21 protein-coding genes are annotated in these 15,760 nt (G+C 57.8%); 11 read left to right on the top strand and 10 right to left on the bottom strand.

Going from position 1 to position 15,760, the window contains the following annotated elements; all coding sequences use genetic code 11:
- The first annotated feature begins 127 nt into the window (after positions 1-127).
- From NKH06_RS20065 to NKH06_RS20080, 4 genes are all read left to right on the top strand, one after another.
- Entirely contained in the window at positions 128-1,003 is an 876-nt protein-coding gene (locus tag NKH06_RS20065) for an MBL fold metallo-hydrolase (protein ID WP_352893749.1), read from the top strand.
- A gap of 339 nt (positions 1,004-1,342) precedes the next feature.
- Positions 1,343-2,077 (top strand): Crp/Fnr family transcriptional regulator, encoded by a 735-nt coding sequence (locus NKH06_RS20070; RefSeq protein ID WP_023811914.1) that lies wholly within the window; start codon positions 1,343-1,345, stop codon positions 2,075-2,077.
- 19 nt (positions 2,078-2,096) lie between these two features.
- Complete coding sequence (locus NKH06_RS20075; RefSeq protein WP_023811913.1) at positions 2,097-2,333, top strand: DUF6894 family protein; 237 nt, start codon at positions 2,097-2,099, stop codon at positions 2,331-2,333.
- Between the two features lie 201 nt (positions 2,334-2,534).
- Entirely contained in the window at positions 2,535-2,816 is a 282-nt protein-coding gene (locus tag NKH06_RS20080; protein ID WP_164893089.1) for a hypothetical protein, read from the top strand.
- Positions 2,817-3,414: 598 nt separating this feature from the next.
- Here NKH06_RS20080 and NKH06_RS20085 read toward each other — a convergent pair.
- The 3 genes from NKH06_RS20085 to NKH06_RS20095 form a co-directional block, all read right to left on the bottom strand.
- Complete coding sequence (locus tag NKH06_RS20085; protein ID WP_245273233.1) at positions 3,415-4,365, bottom strand: NAD(P)/FAD-dependent oxidoreductase; 951 nt, start codon at positions 4,363-4,365, stop codon at positions 3,415-3,417.
- A 100-nt stretch (positions 4,366-4,465) separates the two neighbouring features.
- A complete protein-coding gene (locus NKH06_RS20090; protein WP_023811910.1) occupies positions 4,466-4,750 on the bottom strand; it encodes a DUF6894 family protein in 285 nt (94 codons plus the stop codon).
- Between the two features lie 111 nt (positions 4,751-4,861).
- Positions 4,862-5,110 carry a hypothetical protein gene (locus NKH06_RS20095; RefSeq protein WP_023811909.1) on the bottom strand — a complete coding sequence of 83 codons (249 nt, stop codon included), beginning with the start codon at positions 5,108-5,110 and terminating at the stop codon, positions 4,862-4,864.
- A 249-nt stretch (positions 5,111-5,359) separates the two neighbouring features.
- Here NKH06_RS20095 and NKH06_RS20100 point away from each other — a divergent pair, with 249 nt between their 5' ends.
- Both NKH06_RS20100 and NKH06_RS20105 read left to right on the top strand, forming a co-directional pair.
- A complete protein-coding gene (locus NKH06_RS20100) occupies positions 5,360-5,944 on the top strand; it encodes a low affinity iron permease family protein (RefSeq protein WP_352893752.1) in 585 nt (194 codons plus the stop codon).
- Positions 5,889-7,277, top strand: coding sequence for a phospholipase D-like domain-containing protein (locus NKH06_RS20105; RefSeq protein ID WP_352442905.1), 1,389 nt, complete (start codon positions 5,889-5,891; stop codon positions 7,275-7,277). The genes NKH06_RS20100 and NKH06_RS20105 overlap by 56 nt, the downstream gene beginning before the upstream one ends.
- On the opposite strand, the gene NKH06_RS20110 is transcribed toward NKH06_RS20105, so the two are convergent.
- The 4 genes from NKH06_RS20110 to NKH06_RS20125 form a co-directional block, all read right to left on the bottom strand.
- Complete coding sequence (locus NKH06_RS20110) at positions 7,224-7,568, bottom strand: hypothetical protein (protein ID WP_352442906.1); 345 nt, start codon at positions 7,566-7,568, stop codon at positions 7,224-7,226. The genes NKH06_RS20105 and NKH06_RS20110 overlap by 54 nt on opposite strands.
- 735 nt (positions 7,569-8,303) lie before the next feature.
- Positions 8,304-8,429 (bottom strand): hypothetical protein, encoded by a 126-nt coding sequence (locus NKH06_RS20115; protein ID WP_023811906.1) that lies wholly within the window; start codon positions 8,427-8,429, stop codon positions 8,304-8,306.
- Between the two features lie 50 nt (positions 8,430-8,479).
- Positions 8,480-8,773 (bottom strand): hypothetical protein, encoded by a 294-nt coding sequence (locus tag NKH06_RS20120; RefSeq protein WP_023811905.1) that lies wholly within the window; start codon positions 8,771-8,773, stop codon positions 8,480-8,482.
- Positions 8,774-9,061: 288 nt separating this feature from the next.
- Positions 9,062-9,307, bottom strand: coding sequence for a hypothetical protein (locus NKH06_RS20125; RefSeq protein ID WP_023811904.1), 246 nt, complete (start codon positions 9,305-9,307; stop codon positions 9,062-9,064).
- A 702-nt stretch (positions 9,308-10,009) separates the two neighbouring features.
- Here NKH06_RS20125 and NKH06_RS20130 point away from each other — a divergent pair.
- Complete coding sequence (locus NKH06_RS20130; protein ID WP_128305833.1) at positions 10,010-10,519, top strand: ferritin-like domain-containing protein; 510 nt, start codon at positions 10,010-10,012, stop codon at positions 10,517-10,519.
- A gap of 249 nt (positions 10,520-10,768) precedes the next feature.
- Here the strand turns inward: NKH06_RS20130 and NKH06_RS20135 are convergent, their stop codons facing one another.
- Together NKH06_RS20135 and NKH06_RS20140 are read right to left on the bottom strand one after the other, a co-directional pair.
- Complete coding sequence (locus NKH06_RS20135) at positions 10,769-11,614, bottom strand: SIR2 family NAD-dependent protein deacylase (RefSeq protein ID WP_352442908.1); 846 nt, start codon at positions 11,612-11,614, stop codon at positions 10,769-10,771.
- Between the two features lie 41 nt (positions 11,615-11,655).
- Positions 11,656-11,964 (bottom strand): hypothetical protein, encoded by a 309-nt coding sequence (locus NKH06_RS20140; protein WP_023811900.1) that lies wholly within the window; start codon positions 11,962-11,964, stop codon positions 11,656-11,658.
- 564 nt (positions 11,965-12,528) lie between these two features.
- Here NKH06_RS20140 and NKH06_RS20145 point away from each other — a divergent pair.
- Positions 12,529-12,705 (top strand): hypothetical protein, encoded by a 177-nt coding sequence (locus NKH06_RS20145; protein ID WP_352442909.1) that lies wholly within the window; start codon positions 12,529-12,531, stop codon positions 12,703-12,705.
- Positions 12,706-12,744: 39 nt separating this feature from the next.
- Positions 12,745-13,245, top strand: coding sequence for a metallophosphoesterase family protein (locus NKH06_RS20150; RefSeq protein WP_352442910.1), 501 nt, complete (start codon positions 12,745-12,747; stop codon positions 13,243-13,245).
- Positions 13,246-13,512: 267 nt separating this feature from the next.
- On the opposite strand, the gene NKH06_RS20155 is transcribed toward NKH06_RS20150, so the two are convergent.
- A complete protein-coding gene (locus tag NKH06_RS20155; RefSeq protein WP_023811898.1) occupies positions 13,513-13,944 on the bottom strand; it encodes a hypothetical protein in 432 nt (143 codons plus the stop codon).
- A gap of 104 nt (positions 13,945-14,048) precedes the next feature.
- Here NKH06_RS20155 and NKH06_RS20160 point away from each other — a divergent pair, with 104 nt between their 5' ends.
- Positions 14,049-14,234, top strand: coding sequence for a hypothetical protein (locus NKH06_RS20160; RefSeq protein WP_352775712.1), 186 nt, complete (start codon positions 14,049-14,051; stop codon positions 14,232-14,234).
- A 495-nt stretch (positions 14,235-14,729) separates the two neighbouring features.
- Entirely contained in the window at positions 14,730-15,554 is an 825-nt protein-coding gene (gene ku, locus NKH06_RS20165; RefSeq protein ID WP_023811897.1) for a non-homologous end joining protein Ku, read from the top strand.
- The last annotated feature ends 206 nt before the right edge of the window (positions 15,555-15,760 follow it).

Consider the following 15,760-nt stretch of genomic DNA (forward strand, 5'->3'; position numbering starts at 1 on the left):
TTGTTCCCCGATCGAGCCCACCGAGCCGGTGGAGCAGACAGGAGCCAGGGAACAAGGTGCGCCGAGGCAAGTTCGGGACCGAGCCGTCATCGATTGTCCAGCGGTTACAACGGAGGCAGGGAACAGCATGACCGTTCAGATTCGACTTTCCGACATCGACCATGCCAGGCGCGAGAATCGTGGCGACGGCGTCTGGAGCATCGCGCCGGATTTGGCCTATTTGCGGCTGACAATCGTGAATGTCGTGTTCTTCGGCGCTCCCGGCAGCGGAGATCGAAACTGGGTCCTGATCGATACGGGTTTGCCGACGTCGCGAAGCAGCATCCTGGCGGTCGCGGAAAAGCGCTTTGGAGCCGGCGCGCGGCCCGCCGCGATCATCTTGACCCATGGCCATTTCGACCATGTGGGAGCGGTTGTGGATCTGGCCGGCACATGGGATGCGCCCGTTTTCGCGCACCCGCTCGAGCGTCCCTATTTGGACGGAACCGGGTCCTATCCACCGCCTGATCCTTGGGTGGGGGGCGGCCTGATAGCGCTGCTTTCGCCACTCTTTCCTCGTGGCCCAATCGATCTCGGAGATCGCCTGCAACTCTTGCCGGCCGACGGATCGGTCCCCGGCATGCCCGGATGGCGCTGGCTGCACACGCCCGGGCATGCGCCGGGGCATGTCTCTCTCTGGCGCGAAGAAGACCGCTCGCTGATCGCTGGGGACGCCTTCATCACCACGGGTCAGGAGTCGGTCTATGAAGTCGCCGTTCAGGACTTGGAGATGCATGGTCCACCGCGCTACTTCACACCGGATTGGGATGCGGCGGAAAAATCCGTGAAACAACTGGCTGCGCTGAAGCCGCAGATGGTGATCAGCGGACACGGAGCGCCAGCTGCGGGAGTTGGCATGCGCCAAGCCCTCGACAGACTGGCTGAGCGGTTCACGGCATTCGCCGTGCCGCCGCGGATGAAGTTCGTGCGTGAGCCAGCCACTGTTTCAAATAGCGGAGCTTAGCGGAGCGCCAGGAGCTGTATTGCCGCTCCAAGGTGCTTGCAGATTGTCTCGGCGGAACAACCTCGTAGCGCCAGTTGGGGCATATGTTCCGTTGCGGACGTCAAAGCCTTGCCGAATTGGCGCCAATGGTTATCTCAGCGACAATTTCGAACACAGCCCATGTCATAGGTTAATGCGTGGCTCCGCAGGCTCCCCTATGGGCGGCATAACTGCGGGTTCGATTGTGCGGCGGTCCAATCACCCGCCGAACCGGGCCCGTTCTCCGCCGCCGCTCTGTAATGTCACGGAACTTTCAGCGCGATTGCAAGTTCGATAAATAACATAAGCTAGGTAGCCAATTTGTCTCCCACCTCATCCTCGGATGTACTTATCCGCAAACTCCTGAGCATCTCGGATGTTCGACAGACCGACATCGACGTTTTGAAGAGCATCCCGATCCAGGAGAAGGATTTTTTGGCCAACTATGACTTGGTGCGTGAGGGGGACCGTCCTGTCAGTTCGTTTGTCGTTTTGGATGGCCTGCTCGGTTCCACCAAACATACCGGCGACGGGAAACGGCAGATCACATCCTTCTTTGTGGCTGGTGACATTCCGGATCTGCACGGCCTGCATCTGTCGGTCATGGATTGTAACTTTTCGACCCTCACGCCGGCCAGAATGGGCTTCATACGGCATGACGCTCTTCGCGCCATTTGCGAACAGCATCCTCGAATCGCGACGGCTTTTTGGCGGTCGACCCTGATCGATGCAGCGATTTACAGGGAATGGGTCACTAATGTGGGAAGACGTGAGGCATACACGCGCATGGCTCACATATTGTGCGAACTGATTTTTCGCTTGCGCTCGGTTGGACGCATCCAGGATCACGTCGCGGATCTTCCCATTACCCAGGCAGCCCTTGGCGATGCATTGGGCTTGTCCACAGTCCACGTCAACCGAATGCTTCAGGAACTTCGACGTAGAGGCCTCATCGCCACCACAGGATCAAGAGTGCATGTTCTGGATTGGCTTGGCCTCACTCATGCAGGTGATTTCGACACGACTTACCTGCACCAAAGGAACCCTGCAGTTTAGTGGTGACGGAAGCTCTCGGATGGCACGGTTTTTCTTTGATAGTGGCGAACACGATGTGGTCATCAAGGACCAAATCGGCATCGAATGTGCCGGCTTGGAGGAGGTGCGCCGCGTGGGCTTCGAGGGCCTTATCGACCTTACGAGAGATGCACTCGCTGAGGTGGACGGGCAGCAGGTGTTTGTTGAAGTGCGGAACGAAAACGGCGACAGGATTCTGAGGCTGAGCATCTCGCTTCAGATCAAGTTGATGAGGTGAAGTGCGCACCGGACTTGCCGCGTCAGAAAGCTGCCGAGCGACGGCACATCGAATGGCATGAACGGCGAGGAAACCCGAACGCCGCGTGATCGCACAGTCGCACGAAGATGCCGCCGCCATTTGCGACCGACAGGCAAGCTTCGGTTCCCCACAGGGAAGAAATCGGCAAGGCACAGCAGAAGGCCATGGCCCGTCCCCTACTTGGCCCAACCCGAGCGATTTAATCGGTGTCGCGCATTTTTTGATGAAGTTCTGGAACGCGCACTTTCGGCGCTCGTTCATGTTGTCTCAGCAGTGGGTGTCGAAGTGCAACGAAAAGCGAACGAAGCAAGCCGGGTAGCGAAAGGCCAGGAACTTGAGGTCGAACATCTGGTCGAGCTCACGGACATTGATCCCAAGCAGGCCCGAACGCTGCTTCGCAAGCACGGCGCCGATTGGCCGAAGCTCAAAGATGAGGCGGAAGCTCTGAAGAAGGAAGACTAATCGTCACCTTCCCAGCGGTTGGCGAGAAAGCTGTTCTAGCTCATCCTCATCCGTGATCCCCGCTTGGTAGTAGGCCAGAATACGTGATGCGCGGCGTTCCCTCTCGGTTGCGGTTTCGTTTTTGATTTTGCTGCGTGCGAAGACGCGACTGAGTAGGGCAACTTCTGATGGCGTGAAGGCGTCTCTATGCATCGCATCTCAACTCCGCGCGCCGCCCGTCTCGAGAGGGGCCGAGCGGGCTGAAGCTATGGTTGCAACCTCTGATGCCGGCCAGCAAGAATCGCAGAACAGGTCGTCCGGCGCGCGCTAACGCTGGACGAGAAAGAATGTTCCACGTGTTTTCTTAGATGGAAAGCCCGCCCCGGACAAAGCCGAGACGGGCCGAAGCTGCTTCGGCAGCCTCAAGGCCCAGACACTGAGGGAGGATTGTAGGCCTGCAGCCAAAACCTCGTGCCGCAGTGAATGTTCCGCGGCTGTAACTGTTGGCGGGATCATCTGCTGCGATTGCAGGGCGCGGCAACTTCTTGTCGGCCGGGCTCGAGACGTTTCGACGCGCCGTCAAGCGGCCGACATCCCGATCAGCCGCGTGGTCTCATGTTCATTGAGAAGGCTGATCTGCAAATCCAGCCCGCTCGGCGCTCTCCAGCTCTATATGGGCATGCGACGCGGCAATGGCAGCCTGTCCAAAAGCGACGGCTATCTGGTTCAACGCTTTGACAACGTCACCGATGGCGTACATGCCGTGGATGGAACTCTGCTGATGCTCGTCGACTGTGACATAGCCGTCTTTACAACATCTTGCGCCAACGGCCTCGGCGAGTTGAGAACGAACCTTGCATCCCAGTGCCAGATAAATGGCATCGAAGCGGTATGACGTCCCATCTTTCAAAATCGCCTCGCAGCCGTCTGCTGCCGGACAGAGCGTGTCGAGAGCGTCACCGACGACTATGCCTCTGGCGCTCGCCGCACGACGAGTGCTGATCGAAAAGTCGGATGCGTCGCTCCCAAGCATCGTTATGAGCGGTGTAAACCGACTGAGAAAAATGGCCTCTTTCAAGGCTCTCACGTCGTGCCCGACGACCGCAATCTTCTGGTCGATCGCCTCATACCCATCGCATACCGGGCAGAGTCGAATGACACCTGCGGCAATTGCCTCGCGTAGACGCGGAATGACGGGTGTCGTGTCGGTGATCCCTGTCGCCAAAAACACCTTGCGTGTCCGGATTGCGCCAATCGAGGTCTCAGTGACGAACCCCCCATAGGCAGGGGCGAGGGAATAGACCTGCCCTCCAACCAGAGTGGCTCCATACAAGGTGGCGTGACGTCGAAGGCGATCCAGAATATCGGCTCCACTTATCCCTTCGGGAAAGCCAGGACAGTTATGGCTCGTTGGGATCAAGGCGGCGCGAGGATCGCCGGCATCGATCACCAGCACGCGATGGCGAAAACGGGCCAGATATTGAGCGGCGGTGAGTCCTGCCGGCCCGCCTCCGACGATCAGGACATCTTCGGTCTCGGCGGCCGGTCGACTGACGTGGCTATCGTGCATGGTTCGGCGCATCACCGGCGAACGATTTGGTTCGTACGATGTTCCAAGGGCGGTGTTCGGGACATCCGGCTCGATGGCGACAGCGTAGAGACACCAGGCTTCAACCCGACCGCAAGACGCCAGGCTCCTCTGTTTCCTTGAACTCTTCCGTATCCTTGGGCGCAGCGACCAGATCCTGGAATCCGACAGTGGCGACGAGATAGCCTGCCTCATCGTAAACCTTCGTCACCCAACTGGTCGGGTCCACGCCGTCGACAATTCCGTCGAGCATGGCCTCTTTGGCAGCGCGCTTCGCCTCCCTGACAGCCTCATCTCGATCAGCCATATCGGCGAAGATTGCAGGCTGCGACATGCCTTCGATAAACTCGAAGCGAAATTTCGGCATCGGTTGCTCCAGTCGGTGTGCCAGCGGATCGGCCATTTCTGGCAGGTTTGACGGTCAACGCGGCGGTGTCGAAAAGGATGCAGCGGGTGGTGTTCGCATGACCATCCAACGTCAGGCAGCGTTGCTGCGTCCCATCTCCCAATCGTCCCGCCAACGTGCGCGCACGGCAATCATCAGCGTGGCCGCTTCCGTCATTCCTGTTTGGAACAGCCTGATCAACTCTCTTGCGACGGCATAGGCCGCCGCCGTGTCAGGCAAAATAGCAAATTCCTGGCACAGCGCGTCAAATGCCGCGCGAAGGATGTTCAGGTCACTGGGGTAGAGAGCTTCTGTGTTCACGCGGATGGGTCGGTTAAGCATCAGGCTCCTCCAAATGGGCGAGAGTGGGACAGTCGCTCCCAAGCAGCGAAACCCGTTACACAGCCGCTGACCACGGCTTTATGCGGGACAGCCCACCAGCTGTCATTAAACTATGATGCACTCGGCCGTTGTTCATGCGTGAAGATGCTCCACGGCCCATTCATCGCTTAACCTTCGCGCAAGGTGTAGACGGCGAAGCGCTATACTCCAGCGACTATAACTCTTCACGGCGCGATGATGGGGCACAACGTGCAGAGAATTTACCAAGCGCAACCGCAGGTGCCGAAGCGGCTGTCCAAATCGCCTCGTCGCCGATATGAGCTTTTGCTGAACCGAACGCTTGGCGAGACTATCCAAATCGAGACCGTTCTCGATGCCGGACGGCATGTGGAGGCCGACGCAGGACACCTGGAAAGCGCGCGCTGCTCAACTGTACCTTTTGTTGATTCATGGCGGGGCGATATAATGCACCGCGGGAACCAGGGGCACTGCCCCGAGTTCTTTGGAATGGCAAATCATCCGGTCACGAGCGCCCTTACCTCAATCGGCACATTGACTTCCCGTCCTGCAGCGTTCCTGGTGTTGCTGGCCTATGCAATCCTTTGGATGATTTTCGAGCGACAGAGCTTGGATTGGCATGGAGCCGCTACATTGTTTACTTGGGCGATGACGCTGTTCATCCAGCGCGCGGAGCACCGCGACACTCAAGCGATCCACGCCAAGCTTGACGAGATTCTGCGGTCAGATCACGCGGCTTCAAACATCACGCGGATCGACGATGAAGAGCCCGAGGAGATCGAGAAACATCGCCATCGCCAGCAGCGGGGCGATTGACGTGCAGCCTTTCGGTTCCGTTGCGTCAGGCGCCCGCAAGAAGACCCCCGGCATTGAGTTCTGGCGAAAGGTGCTCATCTATCTGGCCATTGCCGCTATCGCCAGCCTGCTCACGGTGTTGATCATAAATCTCACTCCAGAGCCGCGCGTTTTACGATCAATCGTTCCCCACCGGTTTGACGCTACGGATCCCCAATTTTCCAAGACGATGAGCAGCTATTCGCAAGGGCAGATGTTCGGTTCCAATGCGGTCCAAACTCTCATCAACGGGGACGAAATATTTCCGTCAATGCTGCAAGCAATCGGGGCGGCTCGATCCAGCGTCGACATGGAGACATATATTTATTGGTCAGGAGCCATCGGCTACGAGTTCGCGATCGCATTGGCGACCAAGGCCAGCGAAGGCGTCGAAGTCCGCGTGAACGTCGACGGGGTTGGCAGCCTTCCCTTCGACGAGGACTTGATCCACATCATGACCACGGCCGGTGTGAGGTTCGAACGCTATCGGCCGCTACGCTGGTATACGTTGGACCGTGTAAACAACCGAACTCATCGCAAGCTGCTGATCGTCGATGGCCGGGTCGCTTTCACTGGCGGGGTCGGCATTGCCGATGATTGGCGCGGGAACGCACGCAACTCAAATGAATGGCGCGACACGCATTACCGGATCGAAGGACCCGCCGTGGCCGCATTCCAAGCGGCGTTCGCCGAAAACTGGCTTGAGACGACCGGCGAGACATTGCAGGGCGCGAAGTTCTACCCTGCAGTTGCGCCCGCTGGTGGGCTCGATGCCCAGCTAATACTTTCTTCGCAGCCAAACGGCTCGGAGAACATGGAGTTGATGATGTTGGCGGCAATAGCCGCGGCCAAGGATCATCTGCGCATCGGCATGGCCTACTTCGTACCGGACGACATAGCCCTGCAGCAGATTCTTGATGCAAGGAGGCGAGGCGTCTCGGTCGATGTCATCGTTCCCAATTGGCTGACGGACGTGCCTATAGTGCGAAAGGGTTCACGTTACTTCTGGGGCGAATTGCTCAAGGCCGGTGTGCGCATCTTTGAGTTTCAACCCACAATGTACCATCCGAAGCTTTTGATCGTCGACGATGTCTGGGTGAGCTTTGGCTCGGCTAATTTGGATGAGCGTTCCTTGCGCCTCAACGATGAGGCCACTCTGAATGTCTACGGCATGGAATTCGCGCGGACGCAAATAGACGTTTTCAACGAGGACTTGAAACGATCAAGGCAGGTCAGTGTGGAAGAATGGCAAGCTCGTCCGCTAAGCGAAAAGGTCACCGACTACTTTGCGAGCAGGCTTCGCTCGCAGCTTTAATGGCGAGGTGCGGAGATGCAAAGTCCCCGCGATTGCTCGCCATTGGTATTGATAGACGTTCTCGGTCGAATTTAAACGCCGCGCCGCTTTACGGCTTCTCTTTTTGAGAGCCTGAATGGATTTGCGATGAATTTGCGGTTGCGCCGGCGACGACTCCACCAGATGCTGTGCAAGCCTTGCTTGTCTCAGCCGCGCCGTCTTCTCGGCGCGTTCGGCTCGTTCAGCGTCCAGCATCTCTTGGCTGATACGTTTGGCGCGGTCGTATCTTTCCTTGTCGTGATTGCGAGTCACGGACACCTCCTAGCCAGCAACAAAAATCCTGCGAACCTTTTGGTGACACGCGGCTTGCGTTGGCTGGGACCGGGCGTGATGGCTTGTGCGAGGCGAGGCTCCTTCAACCGCGCCGTCTTGGCGGCGCGCTCAGCACGTTCCTTGTCGACAATGAGTGCTGCAGCCGATGTGGTATTCTCGTTGCGACCGTCATCATTGATCCGCGGCATCTCAGTGCCTCGCCCCGATTCTCGTTGCCCGTGGTGCCATTTTGCACCTGCGTCCCGCCCTAAACTGGTCTATCGCCGCTTTGAGTGAGATTTCGGTTGCATGTTCCGGTTTCTCGCCCGGCTGGTGGTTGTCGTTGGCGGCTTGTGCGATGGCCATCTTGGTTCTCCTATGACACAAGTGTTCCAAGGCAGCTCGCAAGCTGCAGGGCTATTTTCGATGTAGGGACACGCGCGGATGCTCAGGCGCGTGATCGGAGCATGGTGTTGGGGGCCGTAGCTGGAACTATGAGAGCGCAGATAGCGTCGGCGCCTGAACTGAACGGCGGCCTTCCCCCCTCTCGCAAAAAGCTGTCAACGCGATATTGTTACCGGGAGCAAAGGAGCCTAGTGTCGACGAGAACTTTTCTCGCGACGAGATCGTTCAGACTTTGCTGCAGCACAGGGCCCCCGCAAGCGCATCAGCTCGGTATTGTAGGGAATTCGGGCGTTAGAGCCATTGAACCGCTACGGGTGTGTCAGTAGCAAACTACAGGCAGCCGCAGGTCCAAACGAGCAGCACCGTTCCAAGCGCATACGGGACCAGAAGCAAACCAATCGTCACCCAGAAAGCCGGCTCTGCCAAGGCGGCCATGTCCTTGCGAAACTGCTCCATAGGGCTACCCCGGCAACTTCGACAAACGAATAGAGCTAATCTGGTAAGGCCTACGGCCCGCTTTTGGCATCTTCGACCTCCAGCGCATCCATGAGGGCTGCCACATCGGTGGGTTCGCCATCGGCGTCACCATGCACCCTAGTTCGGGCGTTCTTTAGCGCTTGTTCGATCGCATCTTCAATGTTACCGAGCTCGTCCTCACGCACCTCGCGACCATAACCGGCCGCTTCGGCATCCTGCTCGAATTGCTGGACAAGCACGGCGAAGCTCACTTCCTCTTTGCCAGCAAGAGTGCCGACATTCTCCTGCAGCCAGGTTTCAAAAAACACTTTGGTCGCGTTCATCGGATAACTCCTCCGCCGGATTAAGCGCGGCGGCGATCCGAAGTTCCGCAATGTCGTCACTTTCCCAATCAGCAAGGGGATATGCTCATGGTGGGCTTGGCTGATGATCGCGATAATGGCTCCAGCCATCCCCATCTGCGTATCGGAGCAAGGCCGCCGGATGCCAGTTTGCGCCCACCGAGCGCTCGTCGATCCGCATGCTCCCATCTTCGATCGGTCTGCATGGAACTATTGCCCGCTCCGTTGCGCAAGGCTGCCCCGGCGGTCGTTGTTCGCCTTCCCGCTATTCTATCCCGACATTCCGGATTGTATCACCTCATCAGCCGACAACCGGTCAGACATCGCTGCACTGTTGGTCTGGTCCATCCCGAACTGAGCGACTTGAATCATCATAGCCTTGGCCTTTGCGATGAGTTCGTCGTCGGGAAGACTATGCCCGGCCTGCAGGGTGACTGTAATCCACTCGCCGCCCTCCCCGCGGAATTCCACGACCGGAGCCTGGTCTCGGCTGACGACAATTTCCATCATCTGCATAAGAACCTCCTCGTGCTTCGACTATGGCGGCCAGCCGAAACTCAACGCAGCTCGGCCGTCTAATCCTTGACATAAGCCCCAGGCTGACGACCGCCTTTGGGCGCCTTGGCGTCTTTCGAATGCTCGGCCATCGCAGGACCTGCTCCAGAGGTTTTCTCTGCGGCCGGTGAAGGTGTCGCCTGCTTTGGCGGGCTCCTGCCACCCGATTTTTCGGGACGGGGTGATATGCCAACTGAAGAATTGTCTGAAGAAGTCATGGCTCGTTTCCCTGGCTGCGAAATTCCATTACCAACCTGCGAAACGCCGTGACGTTCCATTGCAATTCGTTCGTGAAAACAAGAACTCCGCTGGTGAACCCGGGGCCTCGCTGAGCCAACGGGCTGTTTCGCAAGACAAACGGCAAATGCCAGCCAGCTCGGGCAAGACAGAGCTTAGCCTGACACATGGCAGCGTGGCAGCAGAATACGAGCCAACACGAAACTCGTAGAGATACCCATCGCCGAACGCGGTGACGGCAGCAGCTTCGGTCATTCTGCAGAATGCGTTTCCAGCGCCGCGGCAATGCCCATCGCCCGAGGTCCAGGAGCCTGAATCCAGCGCCGACCAGCAAAAGGCTCGCGATACAGGCCGAGGCCGCAGTCAACCGATGAGGAACAATATCTCCCTTTGAAAGTTCTGGCCGACCCATGAAGGAGATATGAAATGTCAGAATCGCGCGAATGGCTTGTCCAATGGCTCAGGGATGCTCACGCCATGGAAGAGCAGGCCGAGACCATGTTGAATGGGCAGTTGAACCGAATTGAGAACTATCCTGAGCTCAGCGAACGGATTCGCCAGCACGTCCAGGAGACCAGGCAGCAGGCTGCTCGGCTGGAAACCTGTCTCGACCGCATCGGACAAGGATCTTCCACACTGAAGGATGCCGGCGGCAAGCTGACGGCGATGGCGCAGTCGCTCAGCGGGGTCTTCGCCGGTGACGAAGTGATGAAAGGATCGCTTGCAAGCTACACGTTCGAGCACATGGAAATCGCCTCCTACACAATCCTTATCGCCGCTGCCAAATCTCTGGGTGAAGCAGAGGTCGCCCAGGTCTGCGAAGAGAACCTGCGTGAGGAAGTCGCAATGGCGGACTGGTTGAAAAGCCATATTCCAGCGACAACCGAGCAGTTCCTGGCGCGGGCCGACTCGGAGAGTGAGAACGCCAAGCGTTGATCAGCCGGTAGCGTCATTGCTAAACAAGCTCGCGCCTTGCGCTGAAGCTCGGCGCAAGGCGCATCGAGGTTGAGCCGTTACCGCTGTGAAAGGCACTTCAAAGTAGGCAGCGCGTGAGTAAGTTTTCCGATTAGCTCTCCGTGCCGCGATAGTATCCTTGACGCCAATTGAACTTGAAATTCCGGACGGAATTCTCTGCCATGTGCCGCTCCTTGAGAGCCCGCCGAACTGCCCATCATACGGATGTTGCTATCGCCCACTTTTTGGCGACAGTTCCCCATCCCCAACCATCTCCGCCAGCCGGCTGAGGAAGTCCACCAAAGCAGCTTGCGGCTCGTCGATTTCGCCGACGACGACCGAAATGCCCCAACGCCCAAGAACGGCCTCCTCCACAGGGTTTCGGCTGGTCATGAGGATGAACGAGGGCGGGCGATCTTTCTCATAGCCGGACCGATGCCACGTCTGCCAGAGACGGTGCAACAGCAACCGAATATTTGGGTCGGAAAGGCTATAGCCAATGAAGAGGATCGTGCTGCCGAGTGCATCCGAGCGAAAACGCACGTCCAGCGGAGAATTGAAGGAGAGGCGATCGAGGTAGTCCGTTTCGGTGAGGACGAGGGACGAATCCTCGTCGAAATCACCATGGAACTTGACGATGTGGGTAACGCCTTGGCGGGCCTGCGCTACATCGCGTGCATTGGCCACTTTCACGTAGTCCCGGCCGTATATCTCATAAGCCAGTTCTAGGTTCCGGTCATAATTAGTTGTGTAGATGACAGGGAAGTCGAGCCTCACGATGAGACGATGCAACTCGGATTTCTCGATCCGGTCCTTGGGGACGGACCAGTTTCTGTCCATCCAACTGCGAAGTGGCCCGATGCTGCCATGCTTGATCCGATAGTACTCGGCCAGGGTTTGAAAACGATCGCGTCGCGTGGAAAATTCGTCGTCGACGCCGAGCTCCTTTGCCATTCGCTCTATCAGCTTCTCCCAGGAGGGTAGTCCAACACTGATCGACACCCCTGCCCCAACAAACAGAATTGCGCTGCGATGGCGAATTGCGTTGGCGAGCGAATCTACAGGGTCATCGTTCATCAAGTCTTTTGAGGCCACCCGCGCAGGTCGACCTTCCTCCCTCACATCTGGTCGTTGTTAGGCTGCTTGGTGATCCCCACCTGCCTGGCCAGCTCGGAAAACGGTGGCACACTCGCTTCGAACTGCTTGGTGTTAGCCAGCCGCAAAAGACGCAAAGGGAAACACACTGCGTCGCGGTTAGCAGGCGACATATCCTCGAAGAGGCGCTCATCAACCGTGAACGAGGCTTCGGCGTTTTTCAACGCCGTGTCGATATCATCGACCGAGAGAAGGCCTCTGCGGACCAAGGCGTTATTGACGGCCGCGACCGCCATGAGCAAACCTTCCAATTGCAGGTTGGCGACGTTCATGGGCCATGTCCTTCATATCGTTGGAAGCCCGTCGATAGATAATCCTGCTCCGGAGGCCTTGTGCCGTGCCGGTGATGGGGTTGTCGCTTGCCAGAGCGTTTTGGCTGCGCGGCGGCGCCGGGATTGGCATCTGGTGGCGCCATGGCTTGGATCTCCGCTGGGCTGCTGGACAACTCTCCACATGCCTCGAGGTTCCGGATCGCCATGGCACTACCGTCGGGTGCACGAGGTGATCGAGGTTTGGTCTTCAGACTACGATTCAACAAGCGCGTTACATGGTTCCTCCGCGAGCGCGAGCCGCCTTCGGCAGAAGATGCCAGCCGCGTCCCGCTCTAGCCAAAAGCAACCGTCTGCAAGGCGTTCGGCAACTTTAGAGCTCCGACTGTGCCTCCCAGATGGGCCATATAGAGCCATATAGAAACGACCAAGCTGATGCCTGCTAAGGTCTCGGGATCTCGTTTTATCGGCGACATCAGGCTGCCGCGCTCGGCAGGTCAGCAGATCCGATGGAGGGAACAACCCGGCACGGTGATGGTTCGGTGGCATCAAAGGTGATAGAGAACGATGGGTAAAAAGCCCAAACAGCACACAGAAGCCACGGCGGATCGTGAAAAAGCGATCGAAGCGCTCTACTTTGCGCGCAAGTGCGGCCTCACCAAGGAAGAGGCACTCAAGATGTTCAGGGAAGCCCAAATCAGGATCGATGATGGACCCAAAAGGCACTCCGGCAAGCGAACTTAGAAGCGTTCGTCGAGCGCTCGTCTCAGCCAGCGGCGGCGCATGATCTTCTTCACCTCCGACACGCATTTCAACGATCCCCGCATTTTGCGGCTCGACCCCCGCCCCTTCAGTTCATTGGCGGCGCATGACCAGGCACTGACTGAACTTTGGAACGAGACTGTTGCTCCAAACGACGAGGTTTGGCACCTCGGCGACTTTGCCAGGGGATCGGCCGAGACAGTGTCTTCGCTGCTGTCCTGCCTCCACGGCACCAAGCACCTCATCATCGGCAACAACGACGGCGTGGTAACGCTCCGCGCTTCGGCTTGGGCTAGCGTGCAACACTACAAGGAGCTGACTGTCGAGGGCCGTTTCTTGGTTCTTTGCCACTACCCGTTCCGCACCTGGAACCAGATCGGCAAGAAATCGATAAACCTGCACGGCCATTCTCATGGCCGGCTGAAGCCGATGACGCGCCAGCACGACGTCGGCGTAGACGCCTGGGATTTTCGCCCAGTCACTTTTGCTGCCATACAGGCCAGGCGGCGCCGCCGAGGTTAGCGCAGCAGATGGTCGAACGATCGACGTCTTTACGTGGTGATGCTAGCCGCAAACAGGAATCCAGAAATCCTGCCCCTGGGGTATTGCAGCCTTGCCTGGAACGCACCGCGAGTAAACCGGACCAAGGAGCGCCCCACCCGTCTGCACAGCCGTCACAACCTTTGGGACAGGCGCCGACCCCCGTCGTCACCCCGGCGGCGCGCCACTGGCGCCCAATCGTTCATCCACCTCGCTTGAAACGAGCTTCAATCGCCGTCCTTGGCGATCTCAGTGCCACATTCTCTCTCTAAGCCACTTAAGAAACCTGTTCCCTCCAATCGACCGGCGGACTCTAGCGGCAGCCCACTGCCCTCTGAACGTGGTTCCGACATGGCAACTGCAGACGATGTCATGCAACTCACCGTCAGACAGTTCGAAGAAGCGCTTTGCTTCCCCATAGGTGTCATCCTTCAGGCCTAACGCACGCAGTAGCGGGTCCTCGAAGGCCACTGTAATTGGCGAGCCCTCACCGCGTGCTGCGTCGCGGGCTTCCCGCTTCAGATACTCAGTGCCGGTAAGGGCTCTCAGGCGTCGCTCGGGATGTTGTGCCAGCAACTCTGCCCAGCGCTCAATACGCTGTTGCCGGGTCATGATCGGGTATGTCGAGAGGGGTTCTACTTCTGCAATTGTCTGCAATTGACTTAGAGTTTGGTGTTCCATCGTCGGCTCCTTTTGATCGAAGTCCCTTCCCCACAAAAACTATCGCGCGCCTACGCACTGACAAGAGCCGGTAAGGCGGCCACTTGCCCGACATGGATTGCGAAATGACAAAAAACAGCGCATTGCTCCGCCGGCGCGCGAAACGATATCTCATCCCAAATCAGACCGAAGCCGTTCAGAACGAACAGCTCGCCACCCGCCCACAACAACAATTTAAATTAGTAACGCCTTATGGAACTTTGGGGTTGGCGTTTCATTTCATCGGCATGGAGGCCACTGTAATCCAGTGAATTGGATCTTGAGACAGGCACAAGGCCGACAAGGCGCCCCTTCCACGTAGCTTGAGCCAACCAAAAGAAAGACCTGCTTCGCGGTTCGGCGCGTCCGCCATTTCTGACAAAATCGATGTCCGCTTCCAGGCCGGCAAACACACAACCCAAACGACAGGAATGAGGGCGCTTTGCGGACATTCGCATAAGCCCAAAACTGGACCTACATCGAGCCGGCCTATCAACCTGCTGCTGGGCATATTCAACAGCCTGTCGGAGCGCGTGCAGGGCAAGATCGGCGTCCCGTGCCGAAGGGCTTAAAGAAAGACAAGGCCGAGAGGACCAAGCCAGGCTTGGTCGGCCGGGTCAAGTTTTTCTGAAGGGCGAAGAAACTGCGCCATGCAAAGCTGCTGGACTACCGTGAAGAATAACTAACATTGGCGAGGGTACTGCCAACGTTGAGGAACAGAACCGTGTGCCTGACGTTGTGCCGGATCGACGTCTAGGAGAAACGGCATGGTGGCGCCACGCGCGGTCTGGAAGGGCTTTCTGAGGGTCGGTTCCGTGTCATGCGGGGTAAAGATAGTGGGTGCCACAAGCGAGGCAACCAAGATCGACTTCAAGATTTTGAACCGCAAGGACGGTTTACCCGTTAAAAGCGCCTATGTCGATGAAGAGACTGGCGACGTTGTCAAAGCCGAGGATCAGATCAAAGGGTATGAGGCGGACAAGGATGATTTCATCCACGTCGAGCCGGACGAGTTAAAGAAACTGAAGCTGACGTCACAGCATACACTTGACGTCGATTCCTTCGTTCCGGTTGCCGAGATCGACACACGTTATCTCGAGAAACCATACTACTTGATCCCGGCAGACGGCGCCTCCCTGGAGGCCTTTGCCGTCCTGCGCGATGCGATGGCCAAGAAACGCGTTGCGGCACGCTCCTGCGTCGTACTCTATCAGCGCGGGCGCGAAGTGTTGATACAGCCCCTTGGAAAAGGGATGTTGCTGACCGAGCTACGGACCCACAATGAGATGACATCGGAAGACACCGTCTTCGACGATGTGAAGAGCGCAAAATATGATTCGGATTTGCTCGAAATCGCGGGGCTTCTCATCGACAAGAAGGTGACAAAGTTCGATCCTTCGAAATTCGAGGACACCTACGAGGACGCGTTGATTGCCATGATTGACGCCAAGCGCAAGGGCAAAAAACCCCCGAAACCGGTACCGAAACCCAAGGAGAACGTGGTCGACTTGGCCTCAGTTCTTCGAAAGAGCCTCGCCAAGGAAGGGATCGGCCAAGATCGGCCAAAGGCCAATAGCCGCAAATCAGCTTAGGTGCTGGAACCGGCACTCGTTCGTTGCTCATCCATATCGCTTGCCGAGAAGCGGAGCCTTGAGCGCGTCTAGCTGATCCTGAAGGCGGCCTTTCTCCACGATCATTTCCTCAGGGCCTTCGCAAACGGCACCGTGCACTGCTCCGTTGCCTCGCTCTAGACAGATTCACCACTAGCATTTTCGGGAAGAGCCGCGCTCGTGTCCGC

The organism is Mesorhizobium sp. M1342 (assembly GCF_040317955.1).
Lineage (GTDB): Bacteria > Pseudomonadota > Alphaproteobacteria > Rhizobiales > Rhizobiaceae > Mesorhizobium.

Bases quoted from the DNA above. Each gene is read 5' to 3' on its own strand.
- NKH06_RS20065 (WP_352893749.1), top strand. From the start codon at position 128: ATGACCGTTCAGATTCGACTTTCCGACATCGACCATGCCAGGCGCGAG.
- NKH06_RS20075 (WP_023811913.1), top strand. From the start codon at position 2,097: ATGGCACGGTTTTTCTTTGATAGTGGCGAACACGATGTGGTCATCAAG.
- NKH06_RS20085 (WP_245273233.1), bottom strand. From the start codon at position 4,365: ATGCACGATAGCCACGTCAGTCGACCGGCCGCCGAGACCGAAGATGTC.
- NKH06_RS20090 (WP_023811910.1), bottom strand. From the start codon at position 4,750: ATGCCGAAATTTCGCTTCGAGTTTATCGAAGGCATGTCGCAGCCTGCA.
- NKH06_RS20095 (WP_023811909.1), bottom strand. From the start codon at position 5,110: ATGCTTAACCGACCCATCCGCGTGAACACAGAAGCTCTCTACCCCAGT.
- NKH06_RS20105 (WP_352442905.1), top strand. From the start codon at position 5,889: ATGAAGAGCCCGAGGAGATCGAGAAACATCGCCATCGCCAGCAGCGGG.
- NKH06_RS20115 (WP_023811906.1), bottom strand. From the start codon at position 8,429: ATGGAGCAGTTTCGCAAGGACATGGCCGCCTTGGCAGAGCCGGCTTTC.
- NKH06_RS20120 (WP_023811905.1), bottom strand. From the start codon at position 8,773: ATGAACGCGACCAAAGTGTTTTTTGAAACCTGGCTGCAGGAGAATGTC.
- NKH06_RS20125 (WP_023811904.1), bottom strand. From the start codon at position 9,307: ATGCAGATGATGGAAATTGTCGTCAGCCGAGACCAGGCTCCGGTCGTG.
- NKH06_RS20130 (WP_128305833.1), top strand. From the start codon at position 10,010: ATGTCAGAATCGCGCGAATGGCTTGTCCAATGGCTCAGGGATGCTCAC.
- NKH06_RS20135 (WP_352442908.1), bottom strand. From the start codon at position 11,614: ATGAACGATGACCCTGTAGATTCGCTCGCCAACGCAATTCGCCATCGC.
- NKH06_RS20140 (WP_023811900.1), bottom strand. From the start codon at position 11,964: ATGAACGTCGCCAACCTGCAATTGGAAGGTTTGCTCATGGCGGTCGCG.
- NKH06_RS20145 (WP_352442909.1), top strand. From the start codon at position 12,529: ATGGGTAAAAAGCCCAAACAGCACACAGAAGCCACGGCGGATCGTGAA.
- NKH06_RS20150 (WP_352442910.1), top strand. From the start codon at position 12,745: ATGATCTTCTTCACCTCCGACACGCATTTCAACGATCCCCGCATTTTG.
- NKH06_RS20155 (WP_023811898.1), bottom strand. From the start codon at position 13,944: ATGGAACACCAAACTCTAAGTCAATTGCAGACAATTGCAGAAGTAGAA.
- NKH06_RS20160 (WP_352775712.1), top strand. From the start codon at position 14,049: ATGACAAAAAACAGCGCATTGCTCCGCCGGCGCGCGAAACGATATCTC.
- ku (WP_023811897.1), top strand. From the start codon at position 14,730: ATGGTGGCGCCACGCGCGGTCTGGAAGGGCTTTCTGAGGGTCGGTTCC.